The sequence below is a fragment of the Butyricimonas faecihominis genome, from assembly GCF_033096445.1.
Lineage (GTDB): Bacteria > Bacteroidota > Bacteroidia > Bacteroidales > Marinifilaceae > Butyricimonas > Butyricimonas faecihominis.
Genome location: NZ_AP028155.1, coordinates 4,733,597 through 4,753,410 on the forward strand (window position 1 = coordinate 4,733,597; position 19,814 = coordinate 4,753,410).

A 19,814-nucleotide genomic window follows, 5' to 3' on the forward strand; every position below is an offset into this window, starting at 1 on the left:
AGTTCATCAATTACTTGTTTGCCTGCTGAATCTCTTTACATAGTGTAATGAAATCCTCTACACTTAATTGTTCCGGGCGCAAAGATAACGTTTCTGAGGCAAAATCCGGAGAAATAATTGATTTTAAAGAATTACGTAAGGTTTTTCGTCGTTGATTGAAACCTGATTTTACGATATTGAAAAAAAGTTTTTCGTCACAATCGAGTTTTTCCCTTTTATTCCGGATGAGTCGGATTACGGCGGATTTAACTTTTGGTGGTGGATCGAAAACCTGTTCTCCCACGGTGAAAAGATACTCGATGTCGTAAAATGTTTGTAGGAATACGCTTAAAATCCCGTATGTTTTGTTCCCGTGAGAGGCCCTGATGCGTTCGGCCACCTCTTTTTGTATCATACAGACGACTTGGGGTATTAGATCCCGGTTTTCTAGGATACGGAAAAAGATTTGCGAAGAGATGTTATAAGGAAGATTCCCGATGATCGAAAACGGTTCTGTGTAGAAATTTCGAATATCTGATTTTAGAAAATCCCCGTAAATAATCTGCTCTTTATGGGCAGGTAGCTCTTCGTGCAGGTAGTCAATGGACTCTTGGTCGATGTCAATGGCAAGCACGGAAAATTTTGTATCTTTTAATAAATGACGTGTCAGTACTCCCATACCCGGCCCGATTTCTAGTACCCCTTTGGTGACAGGTAGTAAACTCGCCGTGATTTTACAAGCGATGTTTTGGTCTTTCAAAAAATGTTGTCCCAGATGTTTTTTTGCTCGAACGATACTCATAGTATGAATTCAGGGTGTTATGGGTTAAACTTCCAATTATTTATTTACTTTTGCAAACGACTTACAAAATAATGCTTTTATTTTGATTTGTGAAAATTATTAGAGTGTCAATCTTGACGAATTTTGTGGATGAAGCCATTTTATAAACAGGTTATAAAGTTTTTTGCCTTTTTGCTGGTAACAGTTTTTTTGTTCTGGCTGGTGTATCGAGATCAAAATTTCGATGACTTGATGAAGGTTTTGCGTGATGATGTCGACTATACGTGGATATGGGTAGCGATTGTTTTCGGTTTACTTAGCCACGTGAGTCGTTCTCTGCGTTGGCAGATGTTGACGAAATCTATGGGATACCGGATTTCTTTCATGAATAGTTTTATGGGGGTGATGATTGGTTATTTTGCTAATATGGCGATTCCCCGGATGGGTGAGTTTACCCGTTGTGGAGTGGTGAGTAAATATGAGAACGTGCCATTCTCGAAGTTATTGGGAACGGTTGTTACCGAGCGGGTATTTGACATGATTATGTTGCTGTTGCTTACTTTGGTTGTTGTTGTTTCGCAATTTAAACAGGTCGGGATATTCCTGGATAATAATGAAGAGATTAAACAAAAGTTATACACGATGTTTCATTCCCCATGGACTTACGTGGTGTTGGGAGTATTGATCGTGGGGGTGGCAGGTTTCTTCTGGTTTGTACGGAAAGGTACTTTCTTCACCCGGTTACATCATTTTTTATCGGGAATGAAAGAAGGTTTATTGACCGTGAAGGACGTGAAGCATAAGTGGTTATTTATCGGTCATACGATTTTTATCTGGCTGATGTATTTTCTGATGCTATACGTTTGTTTCTTCTGTTTCCAGTTCACCTCTCACTTGGGACCGATGGTTGGTTTGACCGTGTTTGTTCTTTCCAGTTACGGGATGGTGGCTCCGGTACAGGGTGGCGTGGGTGCGTGGCATTTTATGGTGATTGCAGCCTTGATGATTTATTTACCGCATACGGAAGAAATTGCCAGCCTGTCTAAGACATTTGCTTTGTTGACTCACGGCACGATGACATTGTTGTATATCGTGGTAGGCGTGTTGTGTTTGTTATTCTTGCCAATATATAATCGGAAGTAAATTTCATGTTTATGGATATTGTTGAAAAATATTTTACCGGGTTAAGTGAGAGACAATTGGAACAGTTCCAACAATTGGAGGGGCTTTACCGGGAATGGAATGAAAAGATCAATGTGATTTCGAGGAAAGATATAGATGCTTTGAACGTGCATCATGTTTTACATTCTTTGGCGATAGCAAAGGTGATTTCTTTCAAAGCGGGGACAAAAGTGTTGGATGTCGGAACGGGAGGAGGTTTTCCCGGAATTCCGTTGGCTATTATGTTTCCTGAGGTAGATTTTTTCCTGGTAGATTCTATCGGGAAGAAAATTAAAGTGGTAGAGGGTGTTGCAGGAGCTTTAGGCTTAAAAAATGTGATAGCAAGGCAATTGAGAGTAGAGACGATGAAAGAAAAATTTGATTTCATCGTGAGTCGTGCCGTGACGGCTTTTCCGGCTTTTGTAGCCTTGACCAGAAAGCGTATTCGAGAGAATAGTTTCAACGATTTGTCCAATGGAATTTTGTATCTGAAGGGAGGGGATTTTGAAGAAGAGATTCGGGATTTCAAGGATAAAATTTCTGTTTATAATATTCCTGATTTTTTTGAGGAAGAGTTTTTCGAAACGAAGAAATTAATTTATATGAAATTCCTCAAATAATTTTCTATTAACGATTTGGGAATAAGAAGAATTCTTCTTAAATTTGTCGCAGTTTACATTTCCACCTGGTTCATGCCGGGTGATTTTACTTACGTAATGAGAATTATCCAAATATAACGTGACTATATGTACGATATTTTAGAACTGAATGAAAAGTTACTTTCAGATTTGCGTCAAATTGCAAAAGAACTGAATGTTAAAAGGATTGAATCCTTTAAAAAGAAAGAATTAATATACAAAATTTTAGATCAGCAAGCCATGATTGCTACCGAGGAAACTGCTCCCGTTGAACCGAAAGAGAAGAAACCTCGCGTGAGAGTGATAAGGGGAGGTGCTGAAAAAGTGGGAGATTCCAAAGGTGGATTGGCCAAATTTAATCGGAATAAAGATAAGAAGGCCGATGCGAAACAGGAGAAAAACCAGAATGAAACAGTCAAAGAGGCTCCCGAAAAGAAAGATGCAGTTTTACCCGTAGAGGAAGTGCAGCCGATCAATGTCGTGCATAGTGATATTTTGGATAAGGATTTGGTTTTCAGTCGTACGGAAAACGGTATTGTTGTAGAGAAAAAAGGAGAGGTTGTTGTAGAACCACAGGAAACGGAAGTAAAGAATGAAACTTCAGAGGCTCCTAAACGTGAGCAAGCCGGACAAAAGCAAGACCGTAAGTTTTTCGATAAGCGTAACCGGAAACAAACCAAGCGGGAAGAGGTGAAAAGTGAAGAAGGAAAAGAAGAGGTGAAAGAGGAAAAGGCGGTTGAAGAGGTTGTTAAAGAGGAACAAGTGGCAGAAAGACCCAGCCGTCCGAAGTTTGTAAAACGGAATAGACGTGTTGAGAGAGATGAAGAAACCATTCGTCAAGATGTGGAAGAGAATGAGTTTGAAGATGTCGAAAATGAATCTGGCGTTAAGGGAGAGGTTGAAAATGAAAATTATGAAAGCGTTCCTGCTGAGTTTGAAGAAAGAAAAGAAAGTCAAAACAAGATGCGTTTTGACAAACGCGATAAATATTACGAGTTCGAAGGAATTATTTTAAATTCGGGTGTGTTGGAAATCATGCCTGACGGGTATGGATTCCTTAGATCTTCTGATTATAATTACTTGAATTCTCCGGATGATATTTACGTGTCTCAAAGTCAGATCAAGTTATTTGGTTTGTCAACGGGTGACACGGTGGAAGGAACCGTGCGTCCCCCGAAAGAAGGAGAGAAGTATTTCCCGTTGATTAAAGTATCAAAAATTAACGGGAAGTCTCCGGAAGCGGTGCGTGACCGAATCCCGTTTGATCACTTGACCCCGCTTTTCCCGAATGAAAAATTCAATCTTACCGGAAGTGGGCGGGCTACGATTTCTACTCGTGTGGTGGATATGTTTGCCCCGATCGGTAAAGGACAGCGCGGTTTGATCGTGGCTCAGCCGAAAACGGGTAAGACGATGTTGCTAAAAGAAATTGCTAACGCAATTTCAGCCAATCATCCTGAAGTGTATTTGATTATCCTGTTGATTGATGAGCGTCCGGAAGAGGTAACCGATATGGCTCGTAGCGTGAATGCGGAGGTGATTGCCTCTACTTTCGACGAGCCGGCAGAGCGTCACGTGAAGGTGGCCAATATCGTGTTGGAAAAAGCTAAGCGTATGGTAGAATGTGGGCATGACGTGGTGATCCTGTTGGATTCAATTACTCGTCTGGCTCGTGCTTATAACACGGTATCTCCTGCATCTGGAAAGGTGCTTTCCGGTGGTGTGGATGCAAATGCATTACACAAACCGAAACGGTTCTTTGGTGCAGCCCGTAATATCGAAAATGGTGGTTCGTTGACGATTCTGGCAACCGCGTTGACAGAGACCGGTTCAAAAATGGACGACGTGATTTTCGAGGAATTCAAGGGTACTGGAAATATGGAGTTGCAGTTGGACCGCAAGTTGTCCAACCGTCGTATTTACCCGGCTGTGGATATTACGGCATCAAGTACGCGTCGTGATGACTTGTTATTGGAGGACTACACGTTGAACCGTATCTGGATTTTGCGTAACTATCTGACGGATATGAATTCTGTTGAGGCGATGCAATTCGTGAAGGATCGTTTGGAAAAGACGAAATCTAACGAGGAATTCTTGATCTCGATGAATGATAAATAGTTTTATAAGTTTTATAATATGGAAAAGCGAGTTCATTTGGCCTCGCTTTTTTGATGCCTCAAATATAGAATCATTTTAAGTACGTGCTTATATCGCAATGGTGTAGCGGGTTATGCGTGAATGAATGTTCATTGGGATGTATGAAATGGCAATGAAATGTATGTTTTGCAACATGTAGATTACAAAACTATGCTTTTTTTATTACCTTTGCATTGCAAAGAATAAAAAATGGAGAGTTTACGTAACACGCATAAGATCCTGATGAAAGAAAGGACGTCGGCTATCCGTCGCGGTTTATTGGATACGATAGATTCTCGTGCCCGGTTGATTGCGATAAAGGGAAGTCGTGGTGTGGGAAAGACCAATTTCCTACTAGACTTTTGCAAGGATCATTACAAGGACGATCCTTCTTGTCTTTACGTGAACATCAATAACTTGTTCTTTGCGATGGAAGGATTGTTTAATTTCGTGGAACGTTTCTACAAGCTGGGAGGGAAAGTATTGTTGCTGGATCAGATCCATAAGTATCCAAACTGGGATCGGGAATTGCGGGAGGCTTATGATCGTTTCCCGGATTTGCAGATCGTTTTTACCGCATCTTCTATTTTGCGGGTCAAATCCAACAAATATTTGCATGGAATCGTGGAGATGTACAACCTGAGCGGTTTGTCGTTTCGGGAGTTTTTGGAGCTAGAAACGGGATATAAGTTTCCCATTTATTCTTTCGAGGAAATCGTGGAACATCACGAGGAGATCGTGAATGATATTTTGGAGAAAGTACGCCCGTTAGCTTTTTTTAATAACTATTTGAAATATGGTTATTATCCCATATATTTGGAGGAGAAATCACATATTGATTATTTACTGAAAAACATCAACTTAACATTGGAGTTTGATATTCCGTACAATAATCAAATCGAGCTGAAGTACTTGACAAAATTGAAACAATTACTTTTTATCGTGGCAAATGGTAATAGTAATATTAATATCAGTAAGTTGAGTGCCCAGATCGGTGTTTCTCGTGCAACGGTGTTAAATTACCTGCATTACATGAAGAATGCTCGGTTGTTGACCTTGTTGTTTGATCGGGAAAGTGATGATGAGAACGGATTAAAACCGAATCAAGTATTTTTGCATAATCCCAATTTGCTGAATGCGGTTTGTCTGGATCAGACAGATTCATTGATGATTCGGAAAACATTTTTAATTAGTCAATTATGTGCCGTGGCAAAATTGAATTTTTCTGGAAATGAAGATTTGTTCGTGAACCAGAAATATGAGGTTTCCGTACGGCAACAAGGAGATAAAGGGCGAGTCCGGGATTCAGTAATTCTGATGACCGATATGATCGAACGAGGTAAAAAGAATGTTATACCCTTGTGGCTTGCCGGTTTTGTGTATTGAGAGAAATAAAAATCTTAAATAGAGTGATCAACTATTGTTAGTTAATGTTTAAAAAAATGGCAAAAGAAAAGAAATTTATCACATGTGATGGTAATGCGGCCGCTGCTCATGTAGCTTATATGTTCAGCGAGGTATCGTGTATCTATCCTATTACTCCGTCATCACCGATGGCCGAGTATGTAGACGAATGGGCTGCTAAAGGTAGAAAGAACCTGTTCGGGGAGACAGTAAGAGTGATGGAAATGCAATCAGAGGCAGGTGCTGCCGGAGCTGTTCACGGTTCTTTGCAAGCTGGTGCGTTAACCACGACTTATACGGCCTCTCAGGGATTATTATTGATGATTCCTAATATGTATAAGATTGCAGGAGAGTTACTTCCTTGCGTGTTCCACGTGAGTGCTCGTGCTTTGGCTGCTCATGCACTTTCTATTTTTGGTGATCATGCAGACGTTTACGCTGCCCGTCAAACTGGTTTTGCTATGTTGGCTTCCGGTTCTGTACAGGAAGTAATGGACCTTTCTGCTGTATCACACTTGACGGCTATCAAGTCAAGAGTTCCTTTCGTTAATTTCTTTGACGGTTTCCGTACTTCTCACGAGATACAGAAGATCGAAGAGTTGGATATGGAAGATATTCGTGGCTTGGTTGACATGAAGGCTTTGCAGGAGTTCCGTGATCGGGCTCAGAATTCTGAGAACCCTGTAACAAAGGGAACCGCTCAAAATCCGGATGTGTATTTCCAGGGGAGAGAGGCGGCTAACAAGTTCTACGATGCAGTTCCTGATATTGTGGCTGGTTATATGGATGAAATGTCCAAGATTACCGGTCGTACCTATCGTCCGTTCGTTTATTACGGAGCTAAAGATGCCGAGAATATCATTATCGCTATGGGTTCTGTAACCGAGACTATCCGTGAGGTGATCGATTACAAGCTTGCTAATGGCGAGAAAGTGGGTATGATCGCTGTTCATTTGTATCGTCCGTTCTCTGCTAAATATTTCATGGAAGCTGTTCCTGCTACGGTAAAACGTATTGCAGTGCTTGACCGTACGAAAGAGCCGGGTGCAAACGGAGATCCGTTGTATCTTGACGTGAAAGACGTGTTCTATGGTCAGAAGAATGCCCCGGTGATCGTTGGCGGACGTTATGGATTAGGTTCTAAGGATGTAACTCCGGGACAAATCATTGCTGTTTACAAGAACTTGGCTATGAACGAGCCGAAGAACCAATTCACTCTTGGTATCGTGGATGATGTAACTTTCCGTTCTCTTCCTATTGAACCGGAAGTAAAAGTGAACTCAGACCACATGTATGAGGCTAAGTTCTACGGATTAGGTTCTGACGGTACTGTAGGTGCTAATAAGAACTCTATCAAGATTATCGGTGGAGCTACCAATAAATATTGCCAAGCTTATTTCGCTTATGACTCTAAGAAATCAGGAGGTTTTACGGCTTCTCACCTTCGTTTCGGGGATGATCCTATTCGTTCAACCTATTTGGTAACTACTCCTGACTTCGTGGCTTGTCACGTGCCTGCATACATTCACATGTATGATGTATTGAAAGGTTTGAAGAAAGGTGGTTCTTTCTTGTTAAACTCTCTTTGGGATGAAAAAGAGGTGGGAGAGCATCTTCCGAATGCAATGAAACGTTATTTGGCTGAAAACGAAATTAATTTCTATATTATCAACGGAACGAAGATCGGTCAACAATTAGGTTTGGGTAACCGTACGAACACGATCATGCAGTCTGCATTCTTTAAAATCACGAACGTGATTCCTTACGATTTGGCTGTTAGTGAGATGAAAAAAGCTATCGACAAGTCATACGGAAAGAAGGGTGAGGCTATTGTGAAGATGAACTATGCTGCTGTTGATGCGGGTGGTTTGGCTGAAAACGTAGTGAAAGTTACTGTTCCTGCTGAATGGGCAAACTTGAAAGACGAAGTATGTGTTTGTGACGAAAACCGTCCGGAATTTATCCGTAACGTGGTTGACGTGATGAACGCACAAAAAGGGGATGATCTTCCTGTTAGTGCATTTGCTGGACGTGAAGACGGAACTTTCCCTGCCGGAACTTCTAAGTTCGAAAAACGCGGAATCGCTATTAATGTTCCGGAATGGCAAGTGAATAATTGTATTCAATGTAATCAATGTGCTTACGTTTGTCCTCACGCTGCTATTCGTCCGTTCTTGATTTCTGACGCTGAATTAGCTGCCGCTCCTGCCGGAACAGAAACCAAGCCGGCTATTGGTAAGGAACTTGCAGGATTGAAGTTTAAGATTCAAGTATCTCCGTTAGATTGTACGGGTTGTGGTAACTGTGCCGATGTTTGTCCGGCTAAGGAGAAAGCATTGGTAATGAAACCGCTTGAATCTCAAGAATCTGAAATCGCTCGTTTCGAATACATGGATAAAAAGGTTGGCTACAAGAAAGTAGTTGAGCCGAATAACGTGAAAAATTCTCAGTTCCAACAACCTTTGTTCGAGTTCTCCGGAGCTTGTGCTGGTTGTGGTGAGACTCCGTATATTAAATTAATTACTCAATTGTTCGGAGAGAGAATGATGGTGGCTAATGCTACCGGATGTACCTCAATCTATGGAGGTTCAGCTCCTTCAACTCCGTATTGTAAGAATTATCAATCAGGACGTGGTGTGGCTTGGGCTAACTCATTGTTCGAGGATAATGCTGAGTATGGTCTTGGTATGGCAGAAGGTAATAACCGTTTGCGTGACCGTGCTAAGAGATTGTTGGAAGAAAACTTGTCAAGTTTCTCTGCCGAAACTCAGGCTGCTGTTAACGAATGGCTTGCTGCTTTCGAGGATGGAGAGAAGACTTTAGCTGTCAGCGACAATATGTCTGCTGCGTTAGCTAAAGAAAATTCAGCTATCGCTAAAGAGATTTTAGAATTGAAGGCTTACTTCACGAAGAAATCTCAATGGATCTTCGGTGGTGACGGATGGGCATACGACATCGGTTACGGCGGTTTGGATCACGTGTTAGCAAGCGGTCATAACGTGAATGTATTGGTGGTTGATACCGAGGTATATTCAAATACTGGAGGTCAATCTTCTAAATCAACTCCTGTTGGTGCCGTGGCTAAATTTGCTGCCAGCGGTAAACGTGTTCGCAAGAAGGATTTGGGTGCAATGGCAATGTCTTATGGTTATGTGTATGTTGCACAAGTTGCTATGGGATCTAACCAAGCTCAATATTTGAAAGCTTTGAAAGAGGCAGAGGCATATGACGGACCTTCATTGATCATCGCTTACGCTCCGTGTATCAACCACGGTCTGAAAGCAAGCATGGGTAAATCTCAAGCTGAAGAGAAGAAGGCTGTTGAATGCGGATACTGGCAATTATACCGTTATAACCCGGCATTGGAAGAAGAGGGTAAGAACCCGTTCCAATTGGATTCTAAGGAGCCGGATTATAGTAAATTCCGTGACTATCTGATGGGTGAAGTTCGTTTCAACTCCTTGTTGAAGGCTGCTCCGGAAGAAGCTGAGCAATTGTTTGCCAAGACTCAGTCTGACGCTAAATGGCGTTATGAAGGTTACAAGCGTCGTGCAGAAATGAAATACGGCGAGTAATACTCCTTAATAATAGAAAAAGATCGCTCGGAATTTATTTCCGGGCGATCTTTTTTGTGTGGGATTCCCTGTCAAGCTATAAATACAACTCTTTTTTGTTATCCGTGCCTCCGTTTTAATATATTTTGAAAAATGAAACAAAATGTGCCTGCATATAGTAAAATTACCTAAATGCGGGTCATTTGTTAATTTTAATTACTTCATTAGAGGCATAATAGATTGTAAATACACTATAAATAGTACTAATTCTTGATTTCCTGAAAGTATTTTTGTAATGTATAAAATGAAAAGGAATAATGGATAATAATCAGGTATTTTTTTACAGATGACAAAGGTAGTTACTTATTTTATAAAGTAATCATGATGATTGATAATAATCGGTCATACAGGTATTGTTTGAAGTAAAATAACATCTTTTTGTTTATCCCAATATAATATGAGTGTATAAGGCTATTTATAGTTGGAAGGAATGATTAAGAAAATACATATTTTGGGGATAATTCTGGCATCTGTGCTACTGATGTCCTGTATTGAAGAACGCTTGAAAGCGGATGATGCAGAGAATGCAGCGGCATATTTACAGGTGCGAGGAGGACGTCTGTTGAATTCAACGGATCCACTTGACAACGAGATCGAGCGACTTCGGATTCTTGCATTTAATAAAAATACGGGGCGATGCGTGAGCAATAAATTGTATTATGCAGAGCTGAATGAAGTAATTAACCATCCGATAGATGATGGTACGTATGATTTCGTATTCTTGGCTAATGAGCCGAATATTGTGATTATTGTAGATGCATTAAATGGAATCTATGAGTATGCTGATCTTGAAAGTATCATGTACCCGGAACAAGCTTTTCAATCGAGTGTTTCTATTCCGATGTTCCAGAAGTTGGAGAATGTAGAGGTCCTTCCGGGACAGGATGGAGCGAGAGTGGACGGAGGAGAGATACAGCGTCAGATCGAGTTGCAGTTGGAAAGACTGGCAACACGTGTGGATGTCGTGTTGGAAGGAGAAGAAGATTTGACAGATTATTTTAAAGGGGTTACTTTCTTTAATGTTCCGGAGGGGATTACATTGATGTCAGCAAGTAATACATCACTTGGTAGAAATAAAACCCGGAAATATACTTTGGCGGATGATGCCGGTTATTTTACAAGTGTTACGCCTAGCGCGGAACAGCGGTCTCGTGGTATTGTTTGGGTAAAAAAGATTACACGTTTTATTTTGCCTTTCAGTAATTTTACTCCTGAAAATGATGATAGTAAGGCTATTACTTTTAAGGTGGATTTGGAAGAGAGACATAGCCCTTCCTGTTATTTAAAGATACAAACTGCGGGCGTGAGTGGTGCTTCAAAGGACAATTACACGTTACCTTACAATTCGGCACTTTTGCTTACGGGCGTTATCAAGGACCCGATAAATATCAATATTCAAGTTACTCCTTGGGGAAAGGAAGAACATGGATGGGAAGCGCAGAATCGTTATCTGAATGTTTCGGATATAAGTGTGAACATTACCGACTTTAACGGGGCCAGAATTACATTCTCTTCGAATATGCCTGTCGTGAAGGTGTTGCCGGACGTGATTGTTGCGGGTTCTAAGACGATGAAGACGGAGAAGGTATTTAACGATCTTATACTTGCTGCGGGGGAAAATTCAACGACACGTTTTGCATATACTTATGATGTTATACGTGGAGAGGGAACCGGGTATATGGATATTTTATTGGATGAGTACAACATGGACGTGGAGACTTCTCTGGTAAATCCTGATGGGCGGCATTCTATTTTCCGGCTGATATTGTCGGCGGAGGATGAGAATGGGAAGAACAGCCTTCAACGGGAGATAACGGTGAATACGAGCCAGTATGGTGCGCATTTTCAAGGTGACCATTGGAATGGTTATGGATATATAGGTGCTTTTTTCCGGGAAAATGAGGTTGGCGAACGGATTATTTCCACGCAATTACCACGTTTGGAAAAACAGGATTATGCTTTAGGGTATTGGGAAGTGGAAGTTGACGAACCTTATAAAGATCAAGTTATATTGAGTACGACACCTAGTTTCGATCCTTATGTCGGAACGGATAATCCCGGTAAGCCGGAGGAATATCCCGTGCGTCCGAATGAATATAAGAAGGGGGAAATGGAAAGTGGTGGAACTAAGATAAATGGTAGGGGACGTGTTTATTTCCGTGTTGGTTGGAGAAGTCCTAATCCAAATGCGGGAAGTACCGGGGAGAAGGCTCCAAGATATGCCACGGTTACACTGACTTTTACGCAGGCAACTACGGTTGAAAACGGCTGGCGTCCGTCGTATAAACTTTACCTCCGACAAGGGGAGGCAGCTGATTATATCATGAATCCGCAATCGAGTATACTTGACGGGCCATTACAAGGTAAGTCTCGTGCCTATGCCAGAAAATTCTCGGCCTTTAATATTACGGATCGTGAATTGAAGAATAAAACAGAAGATTACGTGGGCTTGTACGCGAAGACATCCAAGCGGGATGCCAAGTTTGTCGATTATCCCACGCAGGCAGGAGCTTTTTACCAGTGGGCATTAAGCAAGACAGACGAGGATATGGCTGACTTTATTCGCCGGGCTTACAATCCTGCATTGCCATATAATACGGATTCTCCCGAAGGTTACTGGACCTCTACCCAATACTGGAATAAGATTCCAATATGGGCATCGTCCGGGTCTGACGAGCAATACGAGTATGGCTATGGGGAAGAGGTTGAGGTTTGTCCTCCCGGTTATCATCGCCCGTCAGATGGGTATATTGATCAGGTTTCATATAATGGACCTTACCCGAATTATAGGTACGGGAATGGCTATGTTGATGTTAACGGAATTACAGTCACGGAACGGATTAAGGGAGAAGAGAATATCGCGTTCTCGGAATGGAGGCAATCTTTATGGCTAAATCCTTGGCAGGGGGAGACCATTCCCGATACAGAGGTCCTTGTTGGAAAAGGAGATGAAGAAAACGAGAAAATAGCGATCAGGGAGAAGACCTCACCAGCGTACGTGGCCAATAAGGATATAAATTTATTGTTTGGTTTTTACGCTGATGGTTACTATGATCGACGTCCGATGAAAGTACAGATTGCAACAACTTCAAGGCTTACAGCTCGACTGGGAGTTGGGGTTTCCATAAACAGTCCAAGTGTGGCTTACCGGGGAACATTGGTTTATAATCCGGAAAATAATGCCTCGACTTTTTTCCCGGCCGCGGGACGTCGTTTGGATCGGGGTGGATATCTGGAATATGTTGGTGAGACTGGATATTATTGGAGTTCATCTACGGGACCGAATACGGCTACTGCACAAGGAAGTATCGTGAAATCAGTTTGGTCAGTGGAGATTGCCGGCTGGAATCCCGGGCACCTGCATATTTTGCCGACATTCGGTTATTCAATCCGTTGCGTGAAAGATGAAATGAGTTCAAATTGATGAGTGATGTATAAGGGAATATTGATATTATTTACGTTGTTATTATCTTTTTCGGCGTGTTCGATAAAAGAGGATGAAAGGGGAGGGCCTGTGGTTACAGATGAAAAAATCAGGTTCGAGCTATTCACTAAAACCGGAGCTTACGGGTTACCTGTGGCCCGGGCTAGCGCGAGTGAAACAGCCGTGGAGCAAGGAATTTGGGTTCTTGTTTTTCGGGGAACAGATGGGAATGCGGAATTTGTAGAGGCGGTTCAGGCAGATGAACTTAATGGTAAAACGTATGTTTACCTGACGGAATCTTCTGATGCCTGTCGGCTGTTGATACTGGCAAATCCGGCAAGTCATTTTTACGTGGGGAATATGCCATACGCGTTTTCAACGGAGAACTTTAGTACTTGTCTTGAAAATAAGACCCTTGCTTATGCTTGTGAGAATTTGCATACGGCGGCATTGACAGATCCGCAGAACACGGTGCCTTATGTTGGGCAAAAGTTGCCTATGAGTGATTTGATCGATTTGCCTAGGATTGGTACCGGGGTGACCATGCCCCAGATGCAGTTGAAACGTGCTGTCGGGAGGATTGTCGTGAGAAACACGGCTCCCGGTTTTATACTGGATGGAATTACCACGGTGACGAATGTGGCTAAGAGTTCGAGACTGCATAATTTAACCGAAACACTGGAACAGAATATTGGTGTCGAAAATTTAGTGGAATATAGAGGGGATAATTCGTATATATCAGATATAGTGGAAACGGACGAGATTATGCCGCAAGAACAAACAACGGGGGATAATCCTCTCTATGTTTACGAAACTCATACATCGTCGAATGATACTTATCTTATTATTCGAGGACGTTATAACGGAGAATCCTTTTTTTACAAGATGGCTCTCGTGGATGATAACCGGAATATGTTGAATATCCAGCGTAACACGGAGTATATTTTTACGATCACTTCTATCAAGGGGAGAGGATTTAGTTCGATAGCTGATGTCAAAGCTTCTCTTGCGTCGAACACGAATCTGGATTATACTATTTTGGTACAAGATAAATCAGCCTATGAGATTGTGAGTAATAACGAGTATTATCTTGGTGTAACGAATTCTCATTTTGAGATTTATGCAAGTGCGGGAACAACTAGAATATACACGGCTTTTACTTTGATCACGGATTGTAAGACCGAGTTCCCGGAAAAAAGGACGATTACCTCGTTGACGAGCAACTTGAAGATTGTTTCTCCTGCTGATGGAAAGATTCCGGTTTCAACGACTTCGCCTTTAGAGGTTGAGATTCAGATGTTGGCAGGTTTTGATTCGGGAGAGATTGAATTGTATCTTGGTAATCTCAGGAAGATTATCTCGGTTAGAAGGCAAGATATGATTTCTGCTAATGCTAGGACAATTGGTGAATTTATTAATAACGGGTATTATGTTTCGGCTTTCGTGGAGGATTACGCGAATCATGGTTGGCTACAATTAGCTCCCGGGAACGGGGAGATCCGTAATGACCCGGATTATATATACGTGGACGATGGAAAGATTAACTTGAAAATCGAAGAAAACGGATCATCTAGTCGCCGGGAGGGAATTGTGTATGTCTCGATAGGTAAAGGATCAACTCAAAGAATAAAAGTTTATGTAACTCAAGCGACATATCCTTCCTGATAATGCGGATCAACTAAAAAAGAAACTATGAAGAAACTACGATTAATATTTATTTTTTTACTTGCCTGTTGTGCTATTCCTGAGGTGCATGCCCAGAAAGTGGCCGTGAAGACAAACCTGTTATACGATGCAACAACGACCTTTAATCTAGGCGTGGAATTTAGCTTGGCCCGGAAGTGGACGCTGGATGTGCCGGTGAATCTGAACCCGTGGAAGTTTAATGACGGGACACGTTTGCGACATTGGGGCATACAGCCTGAGGTTCGTTACTGGTTTTGTGAACGCTTTCGGCGGACATTTATCGGTTTGCATGCTCATTATGCTGATTTTAACGTGGGTAATTTGCCGGACTGGTCTTTTATCAGCGAGAACATGAAACAAAATCGGTACGAGGGACATCTTTATGGAGCCGGGATTTCTGTCGGTCACGCTTGGATTCTGAAAAGACGTTGGGGGATTGAAGCCACTCTCGGATTGGGATATGCCCGTATCGTGTATGACAAGTACCCATGTGCCGAATGCGGTTCCCGGTTAAAATCCGGAAATCGGAATTACTTCGGTCCGACAAAGGTCGGTATTTCACTAATCTATTTAATCAAGTAAAGTATGAAAATAATGATACGATACACGGCTTGCGTGTTGATTGCCTTCTTGCTAGGGACATTAACTTCGGCAGCCCAGTCAAAATCCTCTTATACCGGAACTATTAATGTCAATCCGGTACGAGTGTTACAAGCGGGGAAAACGCTTTACGTGGAAATGGATATTGTCTTGGACCACGTGAAAGTGAAGTCTGCCGGGGCAGTAGATATTATCCCCCGGTTAGTGTCCTCTTCGGACACGCTTGAACTTCCCAAAGTTTCGCTTAAAGGGCGTAACGAGTACTTAACCTACGAGCGGGTTCTTTCCCTGATGAGTTCCTCGGAACGATCGGCTTACCCGGCCCATTATCAAGTGGTGAGAAACGTGAAGGCTGAAAATCAAACGATAGAGTATCGCTATACTCTTCCTTTCGAAGCTTGGATGGCGGAAGCCTATCTGGACGTTCAGAAAGATGAATGTGGTTGTGGGGAAGTGGCTTGGATGGAAGTGGAGACCATTGATACCGTGAAGCTGGATTTCATTCCGGTTCCTTACCGGGTGGTACCCCATCTGGCTTACGTGCAACCCGTACCCGAACCAATTAAAAACCGGGAAAAACAAGTAGAGGCTTTTCTGGACTTCGAGGTGAACCAGACTTATATTCAGCCGGAATACATGAATAATCCCGTGGAGCTAGCGAAGATTCGGGCGATGATTGATGAATTGCATGTTGACCATGATATTACGATTAACCGCTTGGATCTTATCGGGTATGCTTCTCCGGAAGGTTCTTTGGCCGGTAATAAACGATTGTCTGAAGGACGAGCTTTGGCGTTGAAGAATTATCTGGCAAGACGTTACTCGTTTGCTCCTTCACTTTACCACATCGTTTTCGGTGGTGAGAACTGGGAAGGTTTGCGCAAAGCCTTGGCGAATCTTGATGTCACTTACAAAACTGCGGTCGAATCAATCATAGATAACTATGACGGGCAGGAGCGAAAAGAACGTTTGATGAAGTTGCAGGGAGGGGTGCCTTATCGTTATTTGCTTCGAAATGTTTATCCGGGATTGCGTGTTGCCATTTGCAAGGTTGAGTACCATGTTAAGAACTTCAACGTGGAGGAAGCGAAGGAGATTATAAAGGTGCGTCCGCAGAACTTGAGTTTGAATGAGATGTACTTGGTGGCAAATACTTACCCGAATGGATCTCGTGAGTTTATCAACGTGTTTGAAACTGCCGTGAGATTATTCCCGGAAGATGATGTTGCTAAATTGAATGCGGCAATAGCGGCACTTTCTCGCGGAGACACGGAAACGGCAGGTCAATTCTTGGCTCAGGTGAAACATCAGGAATTACCGGAATATGCGAATGCTGCGGGAGTGTTGGCCCTTTTGAAGGGTGACTACGATGCTGCCGAAAGATTCTTGCAGGCAGCTTCGGATGCCGGGCTTGAAGTTGCAGGAAAAAACTTGGAGGAGCTTGGTAAGAAGAAAGCGAATGATCAGGAAATGAAATCTAGGGTGATTTATAAATAAGAGTAGAGATAGAATCAATTGATAATAATTTGATAAATAAACCAATCAATTTTTTAACAAACAAACAACCAATTTTCAATTAAACTTTGTAACTATGAAGAAGATGTATTATTTTGCTGCGACACTTTTAGTATTGTTGTTTGCGGCGTGTAGTAATGACCATATCGGTCGAGATGATGATGATGACGGGATTGTAACGGATCCTACCGGGGAGGCGTGGATCTCTTTGGATATTAAGACTGCCGCAGCGAAGGCCTTGGGTAGGGCATTGAATAACCCGGATAAGGAGATGGGAACTCCGGCAGAATCTACCGTGAGTAAACTTCGGGTTATTTTCTTTGATGCGGCACATAATGTGACTGCTGATAAGTCTTTTACTGTAGGTTCTGATACAGAAGCGGGAGAACCCGGACAACCGGAAGGAATTCTGGGGACGGCTTTTAAAGTTCCGGCTGCTTCTAAACGGATTCTGGTGATTGCAAATCCAAGTCCAGATTTACCTACGAACGTTAGTACTTATAATGAGTTTAATCAAGCTATTGTGGCTATAGCCTCGTTATCCTCACCCTCTTATTTCATGATGACGAATGCTAAAGGTGGTTTGGAGCCATCTCTTCCCAATGGAGATGAGACAGATCTGACTCTTTATAATTCAGCATCAAAGGCTGAGAGCCAACCGCTTTCTATTCATATAGACCGTGCCGTGGCAAAGGTTCGGGTATATACTGACAACGGTAATATCGCAGCTAATAATTTGCAGGCGAATATCTCTGAACCCGGTTGGGTTTTGAATGCAACGAACAAGAAATATTTCCCGGTATCTGAGCGTGTGAAGACATGGATGGAAGAGACTCCGAGAGGATGTATCACTCCTTTTGACCAGTATGATCTGGGGTCATATAGAAAGGATCCGAATCATGACGTACAACCCTTGATGTCCGACCCGAATTTTACAAGTTATTTGCAAGAATATAATTACGAGATGGATGCAGCGAATATAGCTTCCGGAGCTTGGCATCCGACTGAAATATCCGTGAACAACGTGGAGTATTGTCTTGAGAACACCCAAACAGCCGAGCATAACGTGTGGGCTTACACAACTCAGGTCCTGTTTAAAGTTATTTACTCTCCGAAAGGATTGGTTACTCCGGATAAGAATGTTTACGATAATCCTGCGGATAATGTGAATCATGGAGAATTGATGGCAGGTGCAGATTGGCTTATGGTTAATGGCGGGTACTATACTTGGAATTTGTTGATGGATTATATTAAAGCGGAATTGTTGTACAAGTACACCAGCGAGGATAAGGATCCTAGTATTATCTATACTGCAGCATTATCCCAAACTGTGAATAAGTATCTGGTAGCTATCGGAACTCCGGAGGTATCGATTGACAGGGGTAGTGGAACTCCCGAAGCGAGAGCTGATGAGGTGGTTGCTAATTTTAATCTGAAAAGAAGTAACGTGGAAAATTATGGAGCTTACCGTCATGGAACCGTATCTTACTACAAGGGTGGAGTAAATTACTATCCGATTATGATTAAACATGACGATACTGATCAGGTTTACAATGAATTCGGAGAATTCGGAGTGGTTCGTAACTCTGTTTACGACGTGCATATTTCTAAGGTAAACAATCCGGGTTATCCGAATATTCCGAAACCGGATCCGGGTACGAAAGATGAGGATGAGGACAAATATTTGTCTATCAGAATTAACGTGAATCCTTGGACTTGGTATACTCAAACTGAAGAATTATAATCAGTTCGATGATTTTGTCAAATTGTGGGGGACGACGTTTGTCCCTCACAAGCTTATACCTCTTGGTATGGGAGGAGATGTTGTCTGCCATTAGTAGAATGGAACGCCAAAAAAGAAAGAAATGAATTTCAAAAGTCATATAAATTTACTGATCGTTGGGCTACTGATGATTGGTGCTGGGATACTCGTATCCTGTGATGCCTTTAATGAAGATTTGCCGGAGTGTCGCTTGTTTGTCAAGTTTAAATATGACTATAATATGCTATCCGTCTGTGCTTTTCATAAACAGGTAGATAAAGTGGAGCTCTATGTTTTCGACAAGGATGGCAAATTCCTTTTCCAACAAGCCGAAGAGGGGGATGCGTTAGCTACCGGTAATTACCAGATGTCCGTGGCACTTCCTTTGGGAGAATACAAGTTGATGGCTTGGGCCGGGGTGCATGATTCGTACGATGTTCCTCAGTTAGCCCCGGGTACGTCGATCACGGAGTTGGAATTAAAATTGAAGAGAACGTCATCGCTTATTATTGATAAAGCGTTGGAACCGCTTTGGTATGGTGAAATCAATGATGTAAACTTTACCGGTAATATCAATCTTGTCGAGACAATTAACTTGATCAAGAATACAAATACCGTAAGATTTATTTTCCAACAGCCGGAGAATGGTGGAGGTGGATTTGCCGTGGATGATTATGATTACGAGATTCTTGAATCAAACGGGTATCTTGATCATCAGAATCAATTGAAGGATGATGATGAGTTGAGTTTTCGTCCTTATTATAGCAAACAGATCAGTCCTGCGGCCATCGGTGTGGAATTGAACACGATGCGTTTGATGGATGATCGACCGACTCGTTTTGTCGTGACGGAGAAAGCCACGAATAAGCCGGTGTTTAATATAAGTCTTACTGATTATTTTAGCAAGACCATGATGGCCGGGCGTAATTGGAGTACCCAAGAGTATTTTGATCGTCAGGATGAATGGGATGTTGTTTTCTATTTTGCCGGGGAGAACGGGGAAGGCCTATGGCATGCCGTGCAAGTGATCATTAATGATTGGACGTGGCACATTCAAGATGAGGGAGAGGATTTGTAATTTCCAAAAATTGATTACTTTTGAGAAAATGGTAAT

At 42.2% G+C, this 19,814-nt stretch carries 12 protein-coding genes; 11 read left to right on the forward strand and 1 reads right to left on the reverse strand.

Annotated features, from left to right (window positions below):
- Positions 1-10 precede the first annotated feature (10 nt).
- Positions 11-781: a 16S rRNA (adenine(1518)-N(6)/adenine(1519)-N(6))-dimethyltransferase RsmA gene (gene rsmA / locus R8806_RS19610; RefSeq protein ID WP_124317678.1), complete on the reverse strand. Its 771-nt coding sequence runs from the start codon at positions 779-781 to the stop codon at positions 11-13.
- Between the two features lie 129 nt (positions 782-910).
- On the opposite strand from rsmA, the gene R8806_RS19615 reads away from it, so the two are divergent.
- From R8806_RS19615 to R8806_RS19665, 11 genes are all read left to right on the forward strand, one after another.
- Complete coding sequence (locus R8806_RS19615) at positions 911-1,903, forward strand: lysylphosphatidylglycerol synthase transmembrane domain-containing protein (protein ID WP_164719794.1); 993 nt, start codon at positions 911-913, stop codon at positions 1,901-1,903.
- A gap of 11 nt (positions 1,904-1,914) precedes the next feature.
- Positions 1,915-2,541, forward strand: a complete 627-nt coding sequence (rsmG, locus tag R8806_RS19620; protein ID WP_118305755.1) for a 16S rRNA (guanine(527)-N(7))-methyltransferase RsmG — start codon at positions 1,915-1,917, stop codon at positions 2,539-2,541.
- 126 nt (positions 2,542-2,667) lie between these two features.
- Positions 2,668-4,677, forward strand: a complete 2,010-nt coding sequence (gene rho / locus R8806_RS19625) for a transcription termination factor Rho (protein WP_124316019.1) — start codon at positions 2,668-2,670, stop codon at positions 4,675-4,677.
- Positions 4,678-4,905: 228 nt separating this feature from the next.
- The gene (locus R8806_RS19630; RefSeq protein ID WP_124316018.1) at positions 4,906-6,081 is read left to right on the forward strand and encodes an AAA family ATPase; all 1,176 of its coding nucleotides are present in this window, start codon (positions 4,906-4,908) and stop codon (positions 6,079-6,081) included.
- Between the two features lie 56 nt (positions 6,082-6,137).
- Positions 6,138-9,674, forward strand: coding sequence for a pyruvate:ferredoxin (flavodoxin) oxidoreductase (gene nifJ / locus R8806_RS19635; protein WP_124316017.1), 3,537 nt, complete (start codon positions 6,138-6,140; stop codon positions 9,672-9,674).
- A 469-nt stretch (positions 9,675-10,143) separates the two neighbouring features.
- Positions 10,144-13,137: a hypothetical protein gene (locus R8806_RS19640; protein WP_124316016.1), complete on the forward strand. Its 2,994-nt coding sequence runs from the start codon at positions 10,144-10,146 to the stop codon at positions 13,135-13,137.
- Between the two features lie 6 nt (positions 13,138-13,143).
- Positions 13,144-14,802, forward strand: a complete 1,659-nt coding sequence (locus tag R8806_RS19645; protein WP_124316015.1) for a hypothetical protein — start codon at positions 13,144-13,146, stop codon at positions 14,800-14,802.
- 27 nt (positions 14,803-14,829) lie between these two features.
- The gene (locus R8806_RS19650) at positions 14,830-15,405 is read left to right on the forward strand and encodes a DUF3575 domain-containing protein (protein WP_124316014.1); all 576 of its coding nucleotides are present in this window, start codon (positions 14,830-14,832) and stop codon (positions 15,403-15,405) included.
- Positions 15,406-15,408: 3 nt separating this feature from the next.
- On the forward strand, positions 15,409-16,920 hold the full coding sequence (locus R8806_RS19655) for a DUF3868 domain-containing protein (RefSeq protein WP_124316013.1): 1,512 nt from the start codon (positions 15,409-15,411) through the stop codon (positions 16,918-16,920).
- Between the two features lie 94 nt (positions 16,921-17,014).
- A complete protein-coding gene (locus tag R8806_RS19660; RefSeq protein WP_124316012.1) occupies positions 17,015-18,682 on the forward strand; it encodes an Mfa1 family fimbria major subunit in 1,668 nt (555 codons plus the stop codon).
- A 121-nt stretch (positions 18,683-18,803) separates the two neighbouring features.
- A complete protein-coding gene (locus R8806_RS19665) occupies positions 18,804-19,778 on the forward strand; it encodes a FimB/Mfa2 family fimbrial subunit (RefSeq protein WP_124316011.1) in 975 nt (324 codons plus the stop codon).
- Positions 19,779-19,814: the final 36 nt, after the last annotated feature.